Annotated in this window: 20 protein-coding genes and 1 riboswitch; of the genes, 8 read left to right on the forward strand and 12 right to left on the reverse strand. The window is 67.1% G+C overall.

Going from position 1 to position 19,970, the window contains the following annotated elements; genetic code table 11:
- Window positions 1-12 precede the first annotated feature (12 nt).
- Entirely contained in the window at window positions 13-2,628 is a 2,616-nt protein-coding gene (locus tag GNX71_RS33320; RefSeq protein ID WP_206176336.1) for an LPS-assembly protein LptD, read from the reverse strand.
- Window positions 2,629-2,865: 237 nt separating this feature from the next.
- Between GNX71_RS33320 and GNX71_RS33325 the strand changes: the two genes are divergently transcribed.
- The 5 genes from GNX71_RS33325 to GNX71_RS33345 all read left to right on the forward strand — a co-directional run bounded on the left by GNX71_RS33325 (window position 2,866) and on the right by GNX71_RS33345 (window position 8,054).
- Window positions 2,866-3,963, forward strand: a complete 1,098-nt coding sequence (locus GNX71_RS33325; RefSeq protein WP_206176337.1) for a phosphotransferase — start codon at window positions 2,866-2,868, stop codon at window positions 3,961-3,963.
- 70 nt (window positions 3,964-4,033) lie between these two features.
- A complete protein-coding gene (locus tag GNX71_RS33330) occupies window positions 4,034-4,774 on the forward strand; it encodes a 16S rRNA (uracil(1498)-N(3))-methyltransferase (protein WP_206176338.1) in 741 nt (246 codons plus the stop codon).
- 91 nt (window positions 4,775-4,865) lie between these two features.
- Entirely contained in the window at window positions 4,866-6,221 is a 1,356-nt protein-coding gene (locus tag GNX71_RS33335; protein ID WP_206176339.1) for a M20/M25/M40 family metallo-hydrolase, read from the forward strand.
- A gap of 99 nt (window positions 6,222-6,320) precedes the next feature.
- Complete coding sequence (locus tag GNX71_RS33340) at window positions 6,321-6,782, forward strand: YidB family protein (RefSeq protein ID WP_206176340.1); 462 nt, start codon at window positions 6,321-6,323, stop codon at window positions 6,780-6,782.
- Window positions 6,783-6,884: 102 nt separating this feature from the next.
- Window positions 6,885-8,054, forward strand: coding sequence for an MFS transporter (locus GNX71_RS33345; protein WP_206176341.1), 1,170 nt, complete (start codon window positions 6,885-6,887; stop codon window positions 8,052-8,054).
- A gap of 10 nt (window positions 8,055-8,064) precedes the next feature.
- On the opposite strand, the gene GNX71_RS33350 is transcribed toward GNX71_RS33345, so the two are convergent.
- Window positions 8,065-8,919, reverse strand: a complete 855-nt coding sequence (locus GNX71_RS33350; RefSeq protein ID WP_206176342.1) for an alpha/beta hydrolase — start codon at window positions 8,917-8,919, stop codon at window positions 8,065-8,067.
- A complete protein-coding gene (locus tag GNX71_RS33355) occupies window positions 8,916-10,427 on the reverse strand; it encodes a M20 family metallopeptidase (RefSeq protein WP_206176343.1) in 1,512 nt (503 codons plus the stop codon). The genes GNX71_RS33350 and GNX71_RS33355 overlap by 4 nt, the downstream gene beginning before the upstream one ends.
- A gap of 90 nt (window positions 10,428-10,517) precedes the next feature.
- Between GNX71_RS33355 and GNX71_RS33360 the strand changes: the two genes are divergently transcribed.
- A complete protein-coding gene (locus tag GNX71_RS33360) occupies window positions 10,518-11,300 on the forward strand; it encodes a DUF72 domain-containing protein (protein ID WP_206176344.1) in 783 nt (260 codons plus the stop codon).
- Here the strand turns inward: GNX71_RS33360 and GNX71_RS33365 are convergent.
- On the reverse strand, window positions 11,297-11,818 hold the full coding sequence (locus tag GNX71_RS33365) for a polymer-forming cytoskeletal protein (RefSeq protein WP_206176346.1): 522 nt from the start codon (window positions 11,816-11,818) through the stop codon (window positions 11,297-11,299). The two genes, GNX71_RS33360 and GNX71_RS33365, sit on opposite strands and share 4 nt — an antisense overlap.
- Window positions 11,819-11,995: 177 nt before the next feature.
- Here GNX71_RS33365 and GNX71_RS33370 point away from each other — a divergent pair, with 177 nt between their 5' ends.
- Window positions 11,996-12,880, forward strand: coding sequence for an ion transporter (locus GNX71_RS33370; protein ID WP_241027367.1), 885 nt, complete (start codon window positions 11,996-11,998; stop codon window positions 12,878-12,880).
- Here GNX71_RS33370 and GNX71_RS33375 read toward each other — a convergent pair.
- The 4 genes from GNX71_RS33375 to GNX71_RS33390 form a co-directional block, all read right to left on the reverse strand.
- On the reverse strand, window positions 12,825-13,412 hold the full coding sequence (locus tag GNX71_RS33375) for a YigZ family protein (protein WP_206176349.1): 588 nt from the start codon (window positions 13,410-13,412) through the stop codon (window positions 12,825-12,827). The genes GNX71_RS33370 and GNX71_RS33375 overlap by 56 nt on opposite strands.
- Before the next feature lie 16 nt (window positions 13,413-13,428).
- A complete protein-coding gene (metW, locus tag GNX71_RS33380) occupies window positions 13,429-14,016 on the reverse strand; it encodes a methionine biosynthesis protein MetW (protein ID WP_206176350.1) in 588 nt (195 codons plus the stop codon).
- Window positions 14,013-15,170 carry a homoserine O-acetyltransferase gene (locus GNX71_RS33385; protein WP_206176352.1) on the reverse strand — a complete coding sequence of 386 codons (1,158 nt, stop codon included), beginning with the start codon at window positions 15,168-15,170 and terminating at the stop codon, window positions 14,013-14,015. The genes metW and GNX71_RS33385 overlap by 4 nt, the downstream gene beginning before the upstream one ends.
- Before the next feature lie 122 nt (window positions 15,171-15,292).
- A complete protein-coding gene (locus GNX71_RS33390) occupies window positions 15,293-15,856 on the reverse strand; it encodes a TMEM165/GDT1 family protein (RefSeq protein WP_206176353.1) in 564 nt (187 codons plus the stop codon).
- 18 nt (window positions 15,857-15,874) lie between these two features.
- Window positions 15,875-16,053: riboswitch (yybP-ykoY riboswitch) on the reverse strand.
- Between the two features lie 261 nt (window positions 16,054-16,314).
- On the opposite strand from GNX71_RS33390, the gene GNX71_RS33395 reads away from it, so the two are divergent.
- Entirely contained in the window at window positions 16,315-16,872 is a 558-nt protein-coding gene (locus GNX71_RS33395) for an RNA-binding protein (RefSeq protein WP_206176354.1), read from the forward strand.
- Window positions 16,873-16,940: 68 nt separating this feature from the next.
- Here the strand turns inward: GNX71_RS33395 and GNX71_RS33400 are convergent, their stop codons facing one another.
- Genes GNX71_RS33400 through GNX71_RS33415 form a run of 4 tightly spaced genes read right to left on the reverse strand, consistent with a single transcriptional unit; the run spans window position 16,941 to window position 19,952 of the window.
- Complete coding sequence (locus GNX71_RS33400; protein ID WP_206176355.1) at window positions 16,941-17,726, reverse strand: SDR family oxidoreductase; 786 nt, start codon at window positions 17,724-17,726, stop codon at window positions 16,941-16,943.
- A gap of 17 nt (window positions 17,727-17,743) precedes the next feature.
- Window positions 17,744-18,406 carry an LPS export ABC transporter periplasmic protein LptC gene (lptC, locus tag GNX71_RS33405; RefSeq protein WP_206176356.1) on the reverse strand — a complete coding sequence of 221 codons (663 nt, stop codon included), beginning with the start codon at window positions 18,404-18,406 and terminating at the stop codon, window positions 17,744-17,746.
- Window positions 18,403-18,951, reverse strand: a complete 549-nt coding sequence (locus GNX71_RS33410; RefSeq protein WP_206176357.1) for an HAD hydrolase family protein — start codon at window positions 18,949-18,951, stop codon at window positions 18,403-18,405. The genes lptC and GNX71_RS33410 overlap by 4 nt, the downstream gene beginning before the upstream one ends.
- On the reverse strand, window positions 18,951-19,952 hold the full coding sequence (locus GNX71_RS33415; RefSeq protein WP_206176358.1) for a KpsF/GutQ family sugar-phosphate isomerase: 1,002 nt from the start codon (window positions 19,950-19,952) through the stop codon (window positions 18,951-18,953). Before GNX71_RS33415 ends, GNX71_RS33410 begins: the two co-directional genes overlap by 1 nt.
- Between the last annotated feature and the right edge of the window lie 18 nt (window positions 19,953-19,970).

Raw genomic sequence — 19,970 nt, forward strand, 5'->3', positions numbered from 1 at the left:
CAATCAGTCGTCTCAGTCGTAATTGGTGAAGCGGCTCGGCGCCTCGCCAGGTTGGCGCAGGGGTTCGTAGCGCTGGATGTTCTGCCGCAGGGCCTGCATCGGGCTGGAGCCGATGCTGGAGAAGCCGACGAATTCGAGCTGGAACATGATGCGGGTGTTGGCCGTCACCTGGCCGGTGGTGATGCGCTGCAGCACCACGCGTCCGATCCAGCAGCAGCCGTCGTACTCGAAGCCGAGCACGCCGTCCGTGAGTTTCTTGTCCTGCAGGTCGTAGTTGAGACGGCCCACCGCATACCAGCGGCCACCGCCCTGGCCCTTGCCCGGACCGAGGTTCTTGCCCTTGTCGCCCCACAGGTCGTTGAGCGGCCATTGCCAGCCCACGTCGATCGACTTGTTGCCGTCGTTCACCGCCGTGGTGTTCGGGTTGGCCAGCAGCGCCGCCTGGTAGGCCGCGCTCGGGGCCTGGTAGCGGAACGCCACGCTGAGGTTGTGGTACGGCTCGGGGTTGTAGCGTGCGCTGAGCGCCGCGCGGGTCGACTTGCGCGTGTCGGGGTTGTATTGCACGAGCGCGTCGGTGCTCCACTTCGGCGTCCAGTTGATCTGGCCGCCCACGAGGAAGTCGCTCGCCCGGTCGGTCACCGGCAAGCCGCCGGGCAACACGACCTTCTGGTCGGCAAAGCGCAGCCGCTGCGCGATGCCGATGCGTGCGGCCTCGACGCCGGTGGTGGGGTCGATCAGGCGGGAGGTCACGCCGAGCGTGAGCGCGTTGGTGTCGGAGATGCGGTCGCCGCCCGAGAACGCGTTCTCGGTGTAGATCGTCGCGAAGCTGAAGTCGTTGGCGGCCGAGTCGTAGTTCGGCAGCATGCTCTGGTTGCGATACGGCGTGTAGACGTAGTAGGCGCGCGGCTCCAGTGTCTGGCGGAAGGCGCGGCCGAAGTAGCTGGCGTCGCGCTCGAAGATCAGGCCGCTGTCCAGGCTGAAGGTCGGCACCGTGCGGTTGGACGACGTGCCGAAGAAGTACAGCGAATTCGCGTTGTAGGGCACGCCGTTGACGTACTGCACGCCGTTGAGCGTGAGCTTCGGAATGTCCGTCTGCGGCAGGTAGTAGTTGTAGGCCGCCGTATTCAGCTGCAGCTTCGGAATGACGAACGAGCTCGGCGTGATGAACGGCCGGCTGATCGCGAGGTTCGCCATGGCGCGGTCCCCATCGGGCTGCGACTGCTGGGTGAGGTCGAAGCCGGGCTGGCCGCTCAGGATCGAGTTGACGCGGAAGCGCGTGTAGTCGAGGTTCAGCGCGACGTCGAAGCCGTGCCAGTCGTACTTGTTGTAGTTGGCCGTGATCTGCGGCATGCGGTCGTACGACGGCACGATCGGCGACAGGTTGTACTGCAGCGTCTGGTAGCGCAGCGTGCGGATCGCGCCGCTCCAGTCGTCCTTGCTCCAGTTGAGCGACGCCTCGTTGGGCAGTTGGCGCTGTGCCAGCGTCGGCGTGCGGGTGAAATCGCGCCAGTAGTCGTTGTCGCTGACGCGGTTGATGTTGATGTTGGCCGACAGCGAATCCAGGCCGAGCGCCTTGGCGTCGAAGTCCTGGTGGTGGTTTGCCCAGATGCCCCAGCGCTTGGTGCTGCCGGGTGGCGCGGTCAGGTCCTTGGCCTGGATTTCTCCGTTGGCCAGCTGCTGCAGCTGCGAGGCGCGCAGTTCGTTGTAGCGCTGGCCCACCAGGCGGTCGGCGCCCATCAGGTCCAGGCGGATGCTGCCGGTGTATTCCTTCTCCATGTACCGGAACTCGGTGCCCAGGTTCAGGCCGCGCTTGCTCATGATCGTCGGCGTGATCGTGGCGTCGCGGTTGGGCGCGATGTTCCAGTAGTACGGCTGCGAGATCTCGATGCCGTTGGTGTTGTCCACGCCGATGGTGGGCGGCAGGAGGCCGCTCTTGCGCGCGTTCGACAGCGGGAAGCTCACGCTCGGGATCGGCGGCGTGCTGATGCCCATGAAGCTCAGGCGCGCGTTGGTAGCCACGCCTTCGTTCTCTTCGGTGTCGGTGGTGATCGTGGCCGCGGTCAGGAGCCACGCCGGCATCCAGCCCGGGAAGTCTTCACGGCGGCAGGTGGTGTAGGTGGCCCGCCGGGCGATCGACACGTTGGAGTCGACGAAATCGATGCGCTCCGCATCGCCGTGGCCGCCGTTCGCGAGGAACCGGTAGCGCACGTTGTTGAAGAAGCCTTCGAAGGTCTCGAGCTTGAGTTCCAGCTCGGGCCCCTCGTACACGTTGCCGGCCTGGTTGACCCGCACATTGCCCTTGGCCTTGGCGCGGTCGTCGGGCTGGTAGTACTCGAGCCGGTCGGCGGTGATGGCGACCGGGCCGCGCCGCAGCGTGGCATTGCCTTCGACCACGGTCTCGAGGTCGGGGCGGCCGGACATGCGGTCGCCGGTGACCAGGCTGGGCAGCTGGCCGCGCTCGGTGGGCGGGACGATTTCGGTGAGCAGCGGGGTGCGCTTGAGCGTCAACGGGCCGTCAAGGCTGCCGGCGGACTGCGCGAAGGCGCCATGCGCCTGGAGCAGCGCCAGCGACAGCATGGCCAGCTTCAGCGGCGGGCCGGCGCGTCGCAGGGCAACACGTCGGCTCATCAAGCCTCCCGCCAGGCCGTTCCGAGGAAAGCCCGCGGCTCCCCCGAGGAGAGCAGCGAGCGCACAAGGTGCCAAGCGTGAGGGCTTTGGGTCGTAGGCATCGGTTCGGAACGAAAGATCGTCGGGGAGACGGCGCGGCAGGCCGGCGGGTTGCAGGGGCCGGCAGCAACCTTTGCTCGATCGGTGGCCGACCGGAGGGGGTTGCCGCGCCAGGCGGATTTGTAGAATCGATTATCCATGACAGCACCCCCGCCCCCGCCCGCATTGGCCCCACGCCCCGCCGAGACCATTCTCTGGACAGATCCGCAGCGGGCCGAAGTGTTCCGGGGCTGGCTGACCGGCATTGCCGCCGACCAGCATCTTCTGCCCGACACCGTGCGCCTCGCCTCGGCCGATGCGAGCTTCCGCCGCTACTTCCGCGTCGACACCCGCATCCCCGGCACGCCGACGCGCATCGTGATGGATGCCCCGCCGGACAAGGAGAACAGCGATCCCTTCGTGCAGGTGGCCGGGCTCATGGCCGAGGCCGGCGTGACCGCGCCCCAGGTGCTCGCGTGGGACCGCCCGAACGGCTTCCTGCTGCTGGACGACCTGGGCCGCCAGACCATGCTGGACGTGATCGATCCGGCCAAGCCTGATGCCAGCCGCCCGCTTTACGACCAGGCGATCGACGCGCTGATCCGCTGGCAACTGGCCTCCAGGCCCGGCGTGCTGCCGCCTTATGACCGGGCGCTGCTCGAGCGCGAACTGGCGCTCTTCCCCGAGTGGTACATCGGCCGCCACCGCGGCGTGGCCATCGAAGGCAAGCTGAAGGAGCGGCTCGAGCGCAGCTTCAAGCTGATCGTCGAGAGCAACCTGGCTTCTCCCAGCGTCTACGTACACCGCGACTTCATGCCGCGCAACCTGATGATCGGCGACGGCACGAAGCTGGGCGTGCTCGATTTCCAGGACGCCGTCTACGGCCCCATCACCTACGACATCGCCAGCCTGATGCGCGACGCCTTCCTCAGCTGGGACGAGGAGTTCGTGCTCGACATCACCGTGCGCTACTGGCAGGCGGCGCGCAAGGCCGGGCTGCCGGTCGACGAGGATTTCGGCGCTTTCTATCGCGCCGTCGAATGGATGGGCCTGCAGCGCCACCTGAAGGTGGCCGGCATCTTCGCGCGCCTCACGCTGCGCGACGGCAAGCCCCGCTACCTGGCCGACACGCCGCGCTTCATCGCCTACATCCGCGCCACCGCCAGCCGCTACATGGAGCTCACGCCGCTCGTGCGCGTGATCGACGAGGTCGAGGGCACTTCCGCGCTCACCGGCTTTGCCTACGGCCGGGTCTGAAGCGAAATTTACAAAAAACCACCGGTGATGCCCGCATCGCGGCTGCATTCTTCGCTCCTTATTTCATAGCATGCCCCGTTTCCACTGTTCCGTGCCGTTGAGCGCCGGCGCCGCTTTCGCGCTGCCGCCCGGGGCCGCGCGCCATGTGCAGGTGCTGCGGATGCAGCCGGGCGACGCGCTCACCCTGTTCGACGGCGCGGGCGGCGAGTACGAGGCCACGATCGAGCGCATGGGCCGCAGCGACGTCTCGGTGACGGTTGGCGCCCACCATCCGGTCGAGCGCGAAGCGACGCGCGCGGTGCACCTGGCCGTCGGCATGCCGGCCAACGAGCGCATGGACTGGCTGGTCGAGAAGGCCACGGAACTGGGCGTCGCGAGCATCCAGCCGCTGGCTACGGCGCACGGCGTGCTGCGCCTTTCGGGCGAGCGCGCCGAGAAGAAGCGGGCGCACTGGGAAGCCATCGCCATCGCGGCATGCGAGCAGTGCGGCCGCAATCGCGTGCCGGTGATTCATCCGGTGCGGTCGTTCTCGGGCAGTTCGGGCTGGATCGATGCGCAAGGCGAAGAAAGCGCTGCGGCACGCTTCATCCTGAGCCTGGCCGAGGGCACGCAGGACATTGCCGCAGCCGTTGCGGCGCACGCCCCCGGCAACCGCGACGTGCGCGTGCTGAGCGGCCCCGAAGGCGGCCTCAGCGCCGCCGAGGAGCAGGAAGCGATCGCACGCGGCTTTGCGCCGGTCACGCTCGGCCTTCGCGTGCTGCGCGCCGAAACCGCCGCGCTCGCGGCGCTGGTGTCGCTCGCCAGCCCCTGAAAAGGGGGTGTTTTCCGCGACGCGCGCGCAGACAGGCTGCGGAAGAATGGTCGCTTCACCATTCATCACGACCAAGAAGGACCTTCCGCCCATGTCCCGTTCGCTCCGTCTCGCTCCTCTCGCCTCTCTCGTTCTGGCAGCGCTCTGCGCCGCGCAAGGCGTCCACGCCCAGAGCAACGCCGTCGCGCCCACGCCGGCGCAGGTCAGCCCTGAAGTCGACAGGACCTACACCCAGCTGATGGCCTCGCCCGCGATCCAGAAGCTGCTGGACGCGGTCAAGGCCGACCACGAGCGAGCAGTCGAAGACCTGAAGATGCTGACCGAGATCGAAGCGCCGCCTTTCAAGGAGCAGAAGCGCGCCGAAGCCTTCCTCGCGCGCATGAAGGCCCTCGGCCTCACGGACGCGAAGATCGACGCCGAAGGCAACGTCGTCGGCCTGCGCAAGGGCGTGGGCAACGGCCCGAAGCTGTTGATCTCCGCGCATCTCGACACGGTCTTTCCCGCCGGCACCGACGTGAAAGTGAAAGAGCGCGACGGCCGGCTCCACGCACCGGGCATCGCGGACGACACGCGCGGCCTCACGGTGCTGCTGTCGTGGCTCAAGGTGCTCAACGACAACAAGGTGCAGACGGCGGGCGACCTCCTGATCGTCGGCAACGTCGGCGAGGAAGAGCTGGGCAACCTGCGCGGCATCAAGGCGATCTTCCGCGACCACCTGGACATCGACGGCATGGTCGGGCTGGAGCCCTCGCCGGACGGCCATGTGCTGGTGCTGGGCACCGCGAGCCATCGCTATGAAGTCACCTTCAAGGGACCGGGCGGCCACAGCTTCGGCGCGTTCGGCCAGGTGCCCAGCGCGATCCACGGCATGGGCCGCGCGATCGCGAAGATCGCCGATGTGCGCACGCCGAGCTTCCCCAAGACCACCTTCACCGTCGGCACGGTGGGCGGCGGCACCTCGGTCAACACCATCGCGCCCGATGCGCGCATGGCCATCGACATCCGATCGGACGACATGGCCTCGCTGCTGGAGACCGAGAAAAAGATCCTCGCGGCCATCGACGAAGCGGTGGTCGAGGAAAACAAGCGCTGGAACGTGACGACGCTGAGCGCGAGCCACAAGCTGATCGGCGACCGGCCCGGCGGCCGCACCCCGACCGACTCGGTGATCGTCGAGGCCGCCACGCGCTCGAACACCGCCTTCGGGCAGAAAACGCTGCTGCGCGGCGGCAGCACCGATGCCAACGTGCCGATCTCTCTCGGCATCCCGGCCATCATCATCGGGGGCGGCGGCAAGTCCTCCGGTTCCCATGCGCTGAGTGAGTCGATCGACGTGACAGATGCATGGAAAGGCGCGCAGAATTCGCTCGTGACCGTGCTCGGACTCGTGGGCGTGCAGGGGGTCACCCCCGCACTGCTTCCCAAACGCCCGGCCCGCATCAAGTAATTTGTCACGTTGCAAGTTCGAAAAGTGGGGCTCCACTTACGGCTTGCGGCCCGTCGCACGGAAAATGCGGCGGTTCTGTCACACAACTAGGAAATGACCATGGGATTGCTCGATTCAGTACTCGGTCAAGTGCTCGGAGGCGCTGGCCAACAGCAGCAACCGCAAGGCGGAGGCATCGGGGGATTGGGAGATCTCGGCGGCCTGGCCGGTGCACTGGGTGGCCTGCTCGCCAACAACGGCGGTCAAGGCGGCCTGGGGGGTCTGGTCTCGAAATTTGAGCAGGCTGGCATGGGCGATGTCATCGGCTCGTGGATCGGCAAGGGGGACAACCAGCCGGTCTCGGGCGACCAACTGCAAAACGCACTGGGCAGCGACACCATTGCCAGCATTGCCTCCAAGCTCGGCATCAACGCGCAAACGCTGCTGCCCATGCTCGCCACCATGCTGCCGGCACTCATCGACCAGCTCACGCCCCATGGCAAGGTGCCGGACCAAGGTCTTGGCAACCACGACGATCTGCTGGGTTCGCTCAGCGGCTTGCTGCAAGGCAAGCAGTCCTGAGAGAGATCCCCGAGGCTTACCCCTCGACAAGAATTCCGGCGCCCGCGAGGGCGCTTTTTTTTGGCTGGCGCCGAGGCGACGAATCCCGTAGAACCCCTTGCCATGAACCGCAACCTCTGGCTCCTGGCCATCTGCCAGGGCCTCTTCCTGACCAACAACGTCACCTTCATCGCCATCAACGGACTGGTGGGCCTCGGCATCGCGCCGCGCGGCTGGATGGCGACGCTGCCGGTGATGGGCTATGTGGTGGGCGGCGCGCTCACCACCGGGCTGGTGGCGCGCACGCAGCAGCGCTTCGGCCGCCGCGGGTCGTTCCAGATCGGGCTGGCGGTGGCGTTGGGTTCGGCGCTGCTGTGCGCGTACGCAGCGATCTCGAAGAACTTCTGGCTGCTGTGCTTCGCGACTGTCGTGGCCGGCTACTACAACGCCAACGCCAATCTCTACCGTTTTGCAGCGGCCGAACTCGCGGCGCCGGCATGGCGCGAGAAGGCGGTGTCGCTGGTGATGGCCGGCGGGCTGATCGGCGCGGTGGCGGGCCCCAACCTCGCATCCGCCACGCGCGAACTCTTCGCCGTGCCATTCGCGGGCGCCTACATCGCGCTCGCGGCGGTGGCGCTGCTTTCGATGGCGGTGATGCGCTTCATCGACTTTCCCGCGCCGCTGACCCGCCAGCAGGCCCTGGGCGGTCGGCCGCTCTCCGAAATCATGCGGCAGCCGGTGTTCATCGTTGCCGCCGCCGCGGGCGCCCTGGGCTTCGGCGTGATGAACCTGCTGATGGCCGCCACGCCGATCGCGATGCAGATCTGCAGCCTGCCGTTTTCCGACGCCGCGCTGGTGCTCGAATGGCACGTGATCGGCATGTTCGCGCCGGGCTTCTTCACCGGCCACCTGATCCGCCGCTTCGGCGCGCTGCCGGTGATGGGCGTGGGGCTCGCGCTCAATCTGGGCTGCATCGCCGTCGCGCTGTCGGGGGTGGAGCTGCAGCACTTCCTCGTGGCGCTGTGCCTGCTCGGCGTGGGCTGGAATTTCCTGTTCACCGGCAGCACGACGCTTTCGCTCACGGCTTACACCGCAGAGGAGCGCGACCGGGCCCAGGGTGCGCTCAATTTCTGCGTGTTCGCGACGCTGGCGCTGACCTCGTTCGCCTCGGGCGTGCTGGTCACGACCCAAGGCTGGCAACTGCTGAACTACGGCTCGCTGGTGCCAGTGGTGCTGACCGGCGCGGCACTGCTGTGGCTCGCGCGGACGCGGCGGCGCTCGGCTGCTGCCTGAGGCTGTTCGATCAGTTCGACGGAAACCGCTTGTCGAGCCAGCGCTGCAGCGCGGCGAACACCGGCTCGGCGTCAAGCTCGTTGAAGATCTCGTGGTACAGGGTCTCGAAGCACTGCGCTTCGACCCTGCCGCCGGGCGCTGCGGCCGCTGCGAACGCACGGCTGGCGGCGGGTTTCACGAGCCGGTCGTCGCCCGCATAGACCAGCAGCGTGGGCACCGGCCAGCGCGCCGCTGCCTGCTGCACCGTGGCTCCTTCGTACGCCAGGAACCGCGCAAGCCGGCTGCCGATGCGGTCGTGCGTGAGCGGATCGTCGCGATAGGCCTGCACCACGGCACGGTCGTGCGAAAGAAAGTTGTCGTCGAGCCCGTTGCCCACGCGCAGGTTCGGCGCGACGCGCGGCAGCACCGCGAGCAGGGCTTTCTGGAACCCGCTCAGGCCCGGATCGAGCCCCGGCGACGAGAGCACCAGGCCATCGACGGGCCGCACCCCACGCGCCACCAGGCTGGCCGCGACCAAGCCGCCAAGGCTGTGCCCAAGCAGCACGACCGGCACACCGGGGTTCTCGCGGCGCGCATCGTCGATCACCAGCGCAAGGTCGTCGACCAGCCGCAGCTCGCTCGACAGGCCGCCGCGTGCACCGGTCGATTCGCCATGGCCGAAATGGTCGTGCGCCCAGACCGCGAAGCCCCATTCGTGCAGCCGCTTCGCGAGCCCGTGGTAGCGCCCCGCATGCTCGCCGAGGCCGTGCACCACGACCACCACGGCGCGAGGCGTCCCAGCAACGGGCAACCGGCGCAGGGCCAGCGTCTCGCCGTCCGGGGTAGACAGCGGCACCCGTTGCGGCAACGGCAGCGCGTCGCTCAAGCCGCCACCGGCTCCGCGGCGGCGGCGCGGTGCGCGACCGGCAGGGCGGCGATCACCTCGGCCACGGCGGCCGTCAGCTTCTTGGCGTACGGCACGTGCAGGAACTCGTTGGGTCCGTGCGCATTGCTCTTCGGGCCGAGCACGCCGCAGACCATCATCTGCGCCTTGGGGAAGCCGGCGCTGAGCATGTTCATGAGCGGGATCGTGCCGCCCTGGCCGATGTAGCCGCAGGACGCGCCGAAGTGCGCCTGCGAGGCCTTGTTGAGCGCGTCCTCGAACCACGGCGTGATCGTCGGAGCGTTCCAGCCGGTGGCGCCTCCGCCGCTTTCGAAGGTGACGCGGGCCTGGTAGGGCGCGTTGTCTTCCAGCAGCGCCTTGAGCTTCTGCACCGACTCGGCTGCATCGACCAGCGGCGGCAGGCGCAGCGAGAGCTTGAAGGCGGTGTAGGGGCGCAGCACGTTGCCCGCATCCTTCAGCGCCGGAAAGCCTTCGGCGCCGGTGACCGACAGCGTGGGCTTCCAGGTGCGGTTGAGCAGCGCCTCCACCGGGTCGGTGGTGGTGGGCAGCGCGAACATGGTCGAGCCCCCGCAGTCGTAATGCGCCCACGGAAAGCGCTTGTAGACCTCTTCGCCAAGGATCGCGGCGGTGGCCTTGGCCTGCGCGAGGCGGTCGGCCGGCACTTCGCAGTGGAAGCTCGCGGGCAGGAGACGACCGGTGGCGCTGTCTTCGAGCCGGTCGAGCACCTGCCGCATGATGCGAAAGCTCGAGGGCACGAGGCCGGACGCATCGCCCGAGTGGATGCCTTCGGTCAGCACCTCGACCTTGAGCGTGCCGCTGGCCATGCCGCGCAGCGAGGTGGTGAGCCACAGCTGATCGTAGTTGCCGGCGCCGGAATCCAGGCAGATCACCAGCTCGACGTTGCCCAGGCGCGGACGCAGCGCATCGACGTAGGGCAGCAGGTCGTAGGAGCCGCTTTCCTCGCAGGTCTCGATCAGCCCGACGATGCGCGGATGCGCCACGCCCTGGGCCTTGAGCGCCTGCAGCGCGGCGACGCTCGCGTACACCGCATAGCCATCGTCGGCGCCGCCGCGGCCGTACAGCAGGCCGTTCTCGTACTTGGGCGTCCAGGGGCCGAGGTCGTTGCGCCAGCCGGTGAATTCGGGCTGCTTGTCGAGGTGGCCGTACATCAGCACGGTCTCGCCCATGTCGGTGCCGGTGGCCGGCACTTCGAAGAACAGCACCGGGGTGCGGCCTTCGAGGCGAACGATTTCCAGCTTCAGGCCGTCGACCTTCTGGGCCTCGACCCATGCGGCCGCATTGCGCAGCACGGTCTCCAGGTAGCCGTGGGCCGACCAGTCCTTGTCGAAGCCGGGCGACTTGGCCGGAATGGCGATGTAGTCGGTGAGTTGCTTGACGATGTCGCCGTCCCACTGGGCGGTGACATCGGAGAGGGCGCGCGTCGCGTCGAGCGTGCCGGCAGGCATTTCGCGGTGCAGGGGGGCATTCATCGGTGGGTTCTCCGCGGGAACGAAAAAACGCATTTTGCGCCTCGCGGCGACCGCGCGTAGAGTGCGGGCGATCTCAACCCGGAGCGCAATGTGAGCAAGGCAACGACGACTCGGATCAAGGTGGGCATCGGCGGCTGGACCTACGAGCCCTGGCGCGACAACTTCTACCCCAAGGGGCTCGCGCAGGCCAAGGAGTTGAACTACGCGAGCCGCCATGTGAGCGCCATCGAGATCAACGGCACCTACTACAGCACCTTCAAGCCCGAGACCTTCCGCAAGTGGCATGCGGACACGCCGGAAGACTTCATGTTCTCGATGAAGGCCTCGCGCTTCACCACCAACCGCAAGGTGCTGGCGACGGCGGGCGAGTCGATCCAGCGCTTCATCGACAGCGGCGTGAGCGAACTGGGCGACAAGCTCGGGCCGATCGTGTGGCAGTTCATGCCGACCAAGCAGTTCGATGCGGAAGACTTCGAGGCGTTTCTCGAATTGCTGCCGAAGAAGGAAGGCAGCCGCGTGCTGCGCCACGTGATGGACGTGCGGCACGAGAGCTTCATCACGCCCGCGTACAAGGCGCTCGCGAAGAAGCACAAGGTCTCGACCGTGTTCACTGACGCGGACAAGTTTCCGTCGTTCGAGGAGCCCGAAGGCGACGTCGCCTATGCACGGCTCATGATGGCCGACGCGAAGCTCAAGACGGGTTATGGACCGAAGGCGCTCGATACCTGGGCCGAGCGCGCGCAAGGCTGGACCGAATCGCCGAAGAAGCGCGACGTGTTCGTCTACTTCATCAATGGCGCCAAGGAAAGGGCACCGGCCGCGGCCGGTGCCTTGTTGGAGCGCCTGGGGTGGAAGCCCCCCGTGGAGGCTTAGGCTGCGGCTTGCAGCGCCGGCTTGGCGCCGAAGCTGATCTCACCGGAAAGCTGGCCGCCTTCCTCGATCACGATCTTGCCGTAGCGGATCTTGCCGGTGACCTTGCCGGTCGAGTGGATCACGAGCTTCTCACGCACCGTGAGGTTGCCGTCGAAGATGCCGCGGATTTCCGCGATATCGATCTCGGCCGAGCCCTTGAACTCGCCCTGCTCGGCGATCTGCATCAGGCGCGAGTCCATGGTCGCTTCGACCAGGCCTTCGACCACGAGCGTGTCGCAATCGGTGATCTCGACACCCTTGAGCTTGATGTTCGGGCCGACGGTCAGTTTGCTGCCGCCTTCCTTCGCGGCGGGTGCTGCTGCCGCGGCGGCAAGGCCACCTTGCTGCGCGGTCAACGAGGAGGGATTGACGGGCGTGCCCGACAGATTGGTGCCGGAACCGACCAGCGGTGCGGGGCGGGATGTCAACGAGTCGGTCTCACGATCGCGCTTGCCGAAGAAGGGGGACTGTGTAGCCAATGGGGAGCTCCTCATGAAAGGGGACTATCGTAAGAACGCGCTTATGGCGTGCCGCACTTCATTGCGCAAGAGGCGTAACCGAATAAGACCGCTCGCCTCGACAATGGGACCCCAGTAGACCTTAAACGACGGAAGATGACGACCCCCTTGCAAAGCACCGCCGCATCCCCCGCCCACATGGTCACTGACTCGCTCACCGGCGACGCCCGCTTCGGCAAGCCCGAAGAAGGCTGGCGGCGCGCGTTGTTCTCGGTGATCTTCGAGTCCGAATCGCGGCTGGGCCGCCTGTTCGACCTGATCCTGATCGCCGTGATCGTGACCAGCGTGGTGGTCGTGATCCTGGACAGCGTGCAGGCGATCCATCTGCGCGCAGGCCATGTGTTCGGCGTGCTCGAATGGGTCTTCACCGGCCTCTTCACGCTCGAGTACATCGGGCGCCTGGCCTGCGTGAAGCGGCCCTTGCGCTACGCCACCAGCTTCTATGGCGTGATCGATCTGCTCGCGCTGCTGCCGACCTTTCTCGTGGCGCTCGCGCCGGAGTTCGCCTACCTGATCGACGTGCGCATATTGCGGCTCTTGCGCGTGTTCCGGATCTTCAAGCTGTCGCGCTATTCGGTGGAGTACCGCGCGCTGGTGTCGGCCGTGGCGGCGAGCCGGCGCAAGATCACCGTGTTCGTCGGCTTCGTGATGCTGGTGGTGCTGGTGATGGGCACGCTGATGTACGTGGTCGAGGGGCCTGTGCACGGCTTCACGAGCATTCCGGTGGCGATCTACTGGGCCATCTCGACGATGGCCACGGTGGGCTTCGGCGACCTCGTGCCCAAGACCGACCTGGGTCGGGCGATCGCCTCGGTGATGATGCTGCTGGGCTGGGGCGTGCTGGCCGTGCCCACCGGCATCGTGACCGCCGAGATGGCGCGCCGCGGGCCCGACGATGAAGCGGTGCCGCTGACCGGACGCGGCATTCTCGCGATGACGCCGCCGCCTGCCGCGCCGCCGCGGCGACTCACGCCGGCGGCCAGACGACGCGCCCTTGCGCAGCATCGTCGAGGCGGGCGATGAAGGCATTCGCCTCGGGGTCGGGGAGCGTGAAGGCGAAATGCACATGGTCGGCGTGCTGCACGTCGTCGAGCACTGCGCCGACGGCCGCCAACTCGCGCCGTATCAAGCCTTCGAGCGCATAGGGCACGGCGCAACGCAGGCTGCGCTGCCGCACCAGCGGCACGAGCGTGGCACCGAGCAGGGCTTGCGCGATGGCATCGGTGTAGGCGCGCACCAAGCCGCCGGCGCCGAGCTTCACGCCGCCGAAGTAGCGCACCACGGTCGCGAGCGAGCCTTCGATCTGTTGATGGCGCAGCACTTCCAGCATGGGTCGCCCAGCCGTGCCGCCGGGTTCGCCATCGTCGTTGGCGGCCGACTGACCGCCCGCCATGAGCGCCCAGCACACGTGCGCGGCCGCGGGGTGCTCCGCGCGCAGCGATGCAACGACGGCCAGCGCGGCCGCGCGATCGGCCACCGGCTGCACGCAGCCGATAAAGCGGCTTTTCTTGATGACCAGTTCGCTGTGAACCGGCTGCGCCAGCGTGAAGCTCATGCGACGCAGCCCTCCCTCAACCGCCCCGCTCGAACTTGAAGACTGCCGTGCTGGCGCGCGCGTTCGGCAGCCAGCGCACGTCGCGCCCCTCCTGCAGCCCGAACGCATCGAGCACGCGCAGGTTGTTCTTGCCGGCCAGCACCTCGAAGTCCTTGAAGGTGCCCACGCGGATGTTGGGCGTGTCGTACCACTGGTAGGGCAGGCGGCGCGTCACCGGCATGCGGCCGCGCGCCACGCTCAGGCGGTTGGGCCAGTGCGCAAAATTGGGGAAGGCGACGATGCCGATGCGGCCGACGCGCGCGGTCTCGCGCAACATCACCTCGGCGTTGCGCAGGTGCTGCAGCGTGTCGATCTGCAGCACCACGTCGAACGAAGCGTCGTCGAACATCGCGAGGCCTTCATCGAGGTTCAGCTGGATCACATCGACGCCGCGGCGGATGCACTGCAGCACGTTGCCGTCGGCGATCTCCACGCCATAGCCGGTGCAGCCGCGCTCACGCTGGAGCAGGTCGAGCAGGGCGCCGTCGCCGCAGCCCAGGTCGAGCACGCGCGAACCTTCAGGCACCAGGGCGGCGATCAATTTCTGGTTGTCGAGATCGCTCATTGGATTTCCTTGGCGACGCGTTCGAAGTACGAGCGCACCACGCCGATGTAGCGCACGTCGTCCAGCAGGAAGGCGTCGTGGCCGTGCGGCGCATCGATCTCGGCGTAGCTCACGTTGCGGCGGTTGTCGAGCAGCGCCTTCACCAGCTCGCGGCTGCGCGCGGGCGAGAAGCGCCAGTCGGTCTTGAAGCTCACGAGCAGGAACTTGGCGGTCGCCTTCGCGAACGCGGTGCTGAGCTGGCCGCCGTGGCTGCGCGCGGGGTCGAAGTAGTCGAGCGCGCGGGTGATCAAGAGGTAGGTGTTGGCGTCGAAGTACTCGCTGAACTTGTCGCCCTGGTAGCGCAGGTAGCTTTCGATCTGGAACTCGACGTCCTGCGTGGAATACCGGTAGTCGAGCCCCGCCGCCTCGCCTTCGACGGCACTGCGCAGGATGCGCCCGAACTTCTCGTTCATCACGTCATCGCTCAGGTACGTGATGTGGCCGATCATCCGCGCGATGCGCAGGCCCCGCTTGGGAATCACGCCGTGTTCGTAGAAGTGGCCGCCGTGGAAATCGGGGTCGGTCACGATGGCGCGGCGCGCCACTTCGTTGAAGGCAATGTTCTCGGCCGTGAGGTTGGGCGCGCTGGCCACCACCACGGCGTGGCGCACGCGGTCGGGGTACTGCAGCGTCCACGACAGCGCCTGCATGCCGCCGAGGCTGCCGCCCATCACGGCCGCGAGCGTCCGGATGCCCAACGCATCGAGCAGCACGGCCTGCGCATCGACCCAGTCTTCGACGGTGACCACCGGGAAGTCGGCCCCATAGACGCGGCCGGTGGCGGGATTGACGTGCATCGGGCCGGTCGAGCCGAAGCAGGAGCCGAGGTTGTTGACGCCGATCACGAAGAAGCGGTCGGTGTCGACCGGCTTGCCCGGGCCGACCATGTTGTCCCACCAGCCCTCGGACCGGGCCTGCCCTTCGTAGACGCCCGCCACGTGGTGCGAAGCGTTCAGCGCGTGGCAGACCAGCACCGCGTTGCTGCGGTCGGCATTGAGGGTGCCGTAGGTTTCGTAGGCGAGCGTGTAGTCGCTGATCGATGCGCCGCTGCGCAGGGCCAGCGGGCCTGCGAACTGCATCGACTGTGGACTGACGACCAAAGGAGGTGACGACATGAATGAAAAAACCCGGCCTCGCCAAAAACGAGCCGGGTCCGACTGCCGTCTTTAGCTGAATTTATAAAGCGCCCGCAAGCTGTAGCAAATCGGCGCAGGGGGCAGTATATCGCCCCCTCGAATTACCAGCCGACGATCATCACGATGCCCAGCACCAGGAAGATCGCCGCCGAGATGCCGTGCACGAGCTTGATCGGCACGCGCCGCACGATCTTGTCGCCCAGCCACACCACCGGCGCGTTGGCCAGCATCATCCCGAGCGTGGTGCCAGTGACGACCCAGAAATAGTCCTGCGTGAAGCGGGCGGCGAGCATGACGGTGGCGATCTGGGTCTTGTCGCCCATCTCGGCCAGGAAGAACGCGATCAGCGTGGTGCCGAAGACGCCGAACTGCGAGGCGCCGGGGGCATCGTCGTCGTCGAGCTTGTCGGGAATCAACATCCAGACGGCCATCGCGATGAACGAGCCGCCAAGAATCCAGCGCAGCACCTCGGGGCCGAGCCAGCGCGTGATGTAGTTGCCGACGGCGCCCGCCAGGGCATGGTTGACGATGGTGGCGGCGAAGATGCCGAGGACGATGGGCCAGGGTTTCCTGAACCGCGCGGCGAGAAGAAGGGCCAGGAGTTGGGTCTTGTCGCCCATTTCCGCGAGCGCGACAACGCCCGTTGCTACGAGAAAAGCTTCCATGATGAACGTGGGGTTCCTTGGGCCGAAGGACGCAATTGACCGTGCAACACCTTCGGCCATATTCCCGAAGTTGCACGGTCAAAGGTCTCGCCAGGTGTGTTCACTGCACGCGCCATGTCCTGTGTGGGGCAGGACAAGTCTGTTGACGCGGGCCCTTCTCGAAAAACGGAAGGCGGCTACTCCCCAATGACGGGGCGGATTCTACCTGTAACGCCAATCACCTCATTCCGCTTCGGTAAGCGTGCGCTAGCTTTCCAAGGTTTTGACAAGTGCTACTCCAAGTAGCAAATTCCTGCTTGCTTTTTTGATATTTCACCCATAATGCACGAGCCTCCCTCTTCATTTTGGTCGGGGGGTAGTTCGGTGATCGGTCAGTTTCGCGCGACTCGACGGCTCTCGTTTGAGTGATGCTTTCGGGACTCCATCGCTTTTCTTGATGTGTTTATAGGAGTCCCTTGATGGGCAACAAACTGTACGTCGGCAACCTGCCTTATTCGGTGCGCGACGGTGATCTCGAACAGGCATTCGGGCAGTTCGGCGCAGTGACCAGCGCCAAGGTCATGATGGAACGCGACACAGGTCGCTCGAAGGGCTTCGGCTTCGTCGAGATGGGCAGTGACGCCGAAGCGCAAGCTGCCATCAACGGCATGAACGGCCAACCCCTGGGCGGCCGCAGCGTCGTCGTCAACGAAGCACGTCCCATGGAAGCACGTCCCCCGCGCAGCGGTGGTGGCGGCTACGGCGGCGGCGGTGGTGGTTATGGCGGCGGTGGTGGCGGTGGCTACGGCGGCGGTGGTGGTGGCGGCTACGGTGGTGGTGGCGATCGCAGCGGTGGCGGCGGTGGCCGTTCCGGTGGTGGCGGCTACGGCGGCGGCGGTGGTCGCTCCGGTGGCGGCGGCGGTGGTGGCGATGGCGGTTTCCGCAGCCCCTACGGCGCAGGCCCCCGTGGCGGTGGCGGCGGTGGTCGCTCCGGCGGTGGCGGCGGCTACGGCGGCGGTGGCAACAGCGGCTACTGAACCCCACGCGCACAAAGACAAAAGGCTCCTTCGGGAGCCTTTTTCATTGGAAGATCGCCAATCCGGCTTCAGCTTTCGCCGCTGCGCTTCTTGCGCTCACGGCCCTGCACGGAGCGGTCGAGCAGTGCGTTCGGCAGCATGCGCATGATCTTGGCGATCACGCCCATCTGCCAGGGAATCACGCGGTAGCTGGTGCCGGCCTCGATGGCCCGCAGCGCCTGGTCGGCAAAGTCCTCGGCCTTCATGAGAAAGGGCATGCCGTAGCGGTTGCCCTGGGTGAGCGGCGTGTCGATATACCCCGGGCAGAGCGTGACAACCTCGACGCCGCTCTTGTACAGCTCGCCGCGCAGGCTCTCGCAATAGGCGACCACCCCCGCCTTGCTGGCGCAATAGGCCCCATGCCCCGGCAATCCGCGGATGGCCGCGACGCTTGCGATGCCGACCAGCCGCCCACTGCCGCGCTGCCGCATCGACGCGACGAACGGATGAAAGGTGGCCATCAGGCCCACGTTGTTGGTGGCGAAGGTGCGCGCCATCACGTCGATGTCCTCGCGCTCGGCCGTGTCGATGCCGACGCTGATGCCGGCGTTGGCGATCACCACGTCGGGCAGGCCCTGGCGTTCGATGCAGGCGGTGCCGGCCGCCACGATGCTGTCCGTCTGCGCCACATCGGCGCTGTAGATCTGGTAGCTACTCGCATCCAGTTGACGCCCCGTTGCCCAGGCTTCGATCTCTCCGGTGCGCCGGGCCACCAGCGCCAGCCGATAGCCCGCGTCGTAGAAGCTCGAGGCAAGGGCTTGGCCGATGCCGCTCGACGCGCCGGTGATGAAGACGAGCGGGGACGTGGTGGTCATGCGTGGGCGTGTGTGCTTCAGCGCGGCTTCTTGCCGCCGCCCGCGGCCGATGCCGCCGACGGCACCAGCAACCCGCGCACCCGGCCGGTCAGGTTGGCCACGCCGCTCAGGTTGTCGTAGTCGAGGTTGTCGGCGGTGAACTGGTCGGTGCCGCGGATCAGCGTGACCGGCTTGTTCGAGGTCACCCGCTCGGTGTCGAGGAATGCATGCAGGAATTCGCCACGGAACTCCAGGCGCGGCGTCGGCTTGCCGTTCGCGCCCACTGAAGGATCCCGAATGACGACCGCGTTGCCGAACAGCTGGATCTCGCTGCCGTCCGAATTCGAGATCCCTCGATTGGCCGTCGAGCGCGTCGTGTAGCCCTGCGGCGAGACGGAACGCATGTTCACATCGTCGACCTCGACGGTGTCGGTGTCCGGGTAGTGCCGGCCTTCCTTGCCGTGCAGTTCGCTGCGCAGGTCGCCGTTGGGCAGGAAGTTCTTGATCACGAAGTCGCGCATGAAGTAGTCGGGCTCGTGCGTGGGCGCCGCCTTGGCGGTGGGCTCCAGCAGCTTGGGCGCGTTGCGCACCAGCCAGTAGGTGCCGAGCGCCACGGCCGCCGTCAGGATGATCGGCAGGTAGATCGTTGCGCGGTCGAGCACGTCGCGCACCCGGCCCCATGCGCTTTTCAGGTTGTTCATGGGTTCGGGCCTCGCGCGGCGTCGAGCAGGTGCCGGTACTGGCCGCAGGCCGTGAGCAGCAGGTCGCAGAATTCGCGTGCCGCGCCTTCGCCGCCGCGCGCCTGGGTGACGTAGCGCGCGATGCCGCGCACTTCGATGTGCGCATTGGCTGGCGCTGCCGCAAAGCCGACACGGGTGAGCACAGGCAGGTCGGGCCAGTCGTCGCCGATGGCTGCGGCCTGCGCCCAGGTGAAGCCGAGTTGTTCGAGCATGGCTTCGGCCGCGGGCAATTTGTCTTCGGTACCGTAGCGCACGTGTTCGATGCCGAGCGCCTCGAGCCGCACGCGCAGGGGCTTGGAATCGCGCCCCGTGATCACGGCCGGCACGATGCCCGCCAGCTTCAGCAGCTTGAGGCCGTAGCCGTCCAGGATGCTGAATCGCTTGAGGGTTTCGCCGTGTTCGGTGAAATAGACGCCGCCGTCGGTCAGCACGCCGTCGATGTCGAAGAAGACGATGCGGACATCCTGCGCGGCGAGCAATGTTTCGGCCTGGAACGCGAGCGGCATCAGATGACTTTCGCGCGCATCAGGTCGTTGGTGTTGATCGCGCCAACGATCACGCCCACGCCGTCGATCACGAACAGACGGGTGATGCCGCATTGCTCCATCAGCTCGGCCGCCTCGACGGCCAGCGCATCGACGCGAATGGTCCGCGGATCCTTGTGCATCACTTCGGCTGCCTTGGGCGAGCGCAGATCTGCGCCTGCCTCGATCAGCCGGCGCAGGTCGCCATCGGTGAAGATGCCCAGCGCCCGGCCGTCGGGCTCGACCACCGCGGCGGCGCCGAAGCCCTTGATGCTCATCGCGCGCATCAGCTCGCCGATGGTCGCGGAAGGTGGCACGCGCGGCACTTCGTCGCCCGAGCGCATCACGTCGCTCACATGCGTGAGCAGCTTGCGTCCGAGCGCGCCGCCCGGGTGCGAGCGCGCGAAGTCTTCGGAACCGAAGCCGCGCGCATCGAGCAGCGCCACCGCCAGCGCGTCACCCATCGCCATCTGGGCGGTGGTGCTTGCGGTGGGGGCAAGATTGAGTGGGCAGGCTTCCTTGGACACGCCGGCGTCGATCACGATGTCGGCGTGGCGCGCCAGGGTGGATTCGAGGCGGCCGGTCATGGCGATCAGGGGCACGCCCTGGCGCTTGACGACCGGCAGGATGACGGTGAGTTCGTCGACCTCGCCGCTGTTGGAGATGGCCAGCACCAGGTCCACCGCCTTGATCATGCCGAGGTCGCCATGACTGGCCTCGGCCGGGTGCACGAACATCGCCGGCGTGCCGGTGGAAGCGAGCGTGGCGGCGATCTTGCGGCCGACGTGGCCGCTCTTGCCCATGCCCATCACGACCACGCGGCCGCGCACCTCGAGGATCTTGCGCACGGCGTCGACAAAGCTGGGACCGACGCGGGTCTTCAGACCAAGGACGGCTTCGGCTTCGATGTCGAAAGTGAGGCGTGCCCGAGCGAGGATGGCTTCGGGGTCGACCACGGGGGCCGGGGCGGGGCGGGAACTCATCGGCCGATTTTACGGGCG

This window comes from Variovorax sp. RKNM96 (genome assembly GCF_017161115.1).
Classification (GTDB): Bacteria; Pseudomonadota; Gammaproteobacteria; order Burkholderiales; family Burkholderiaceae_C; genus Variovorax.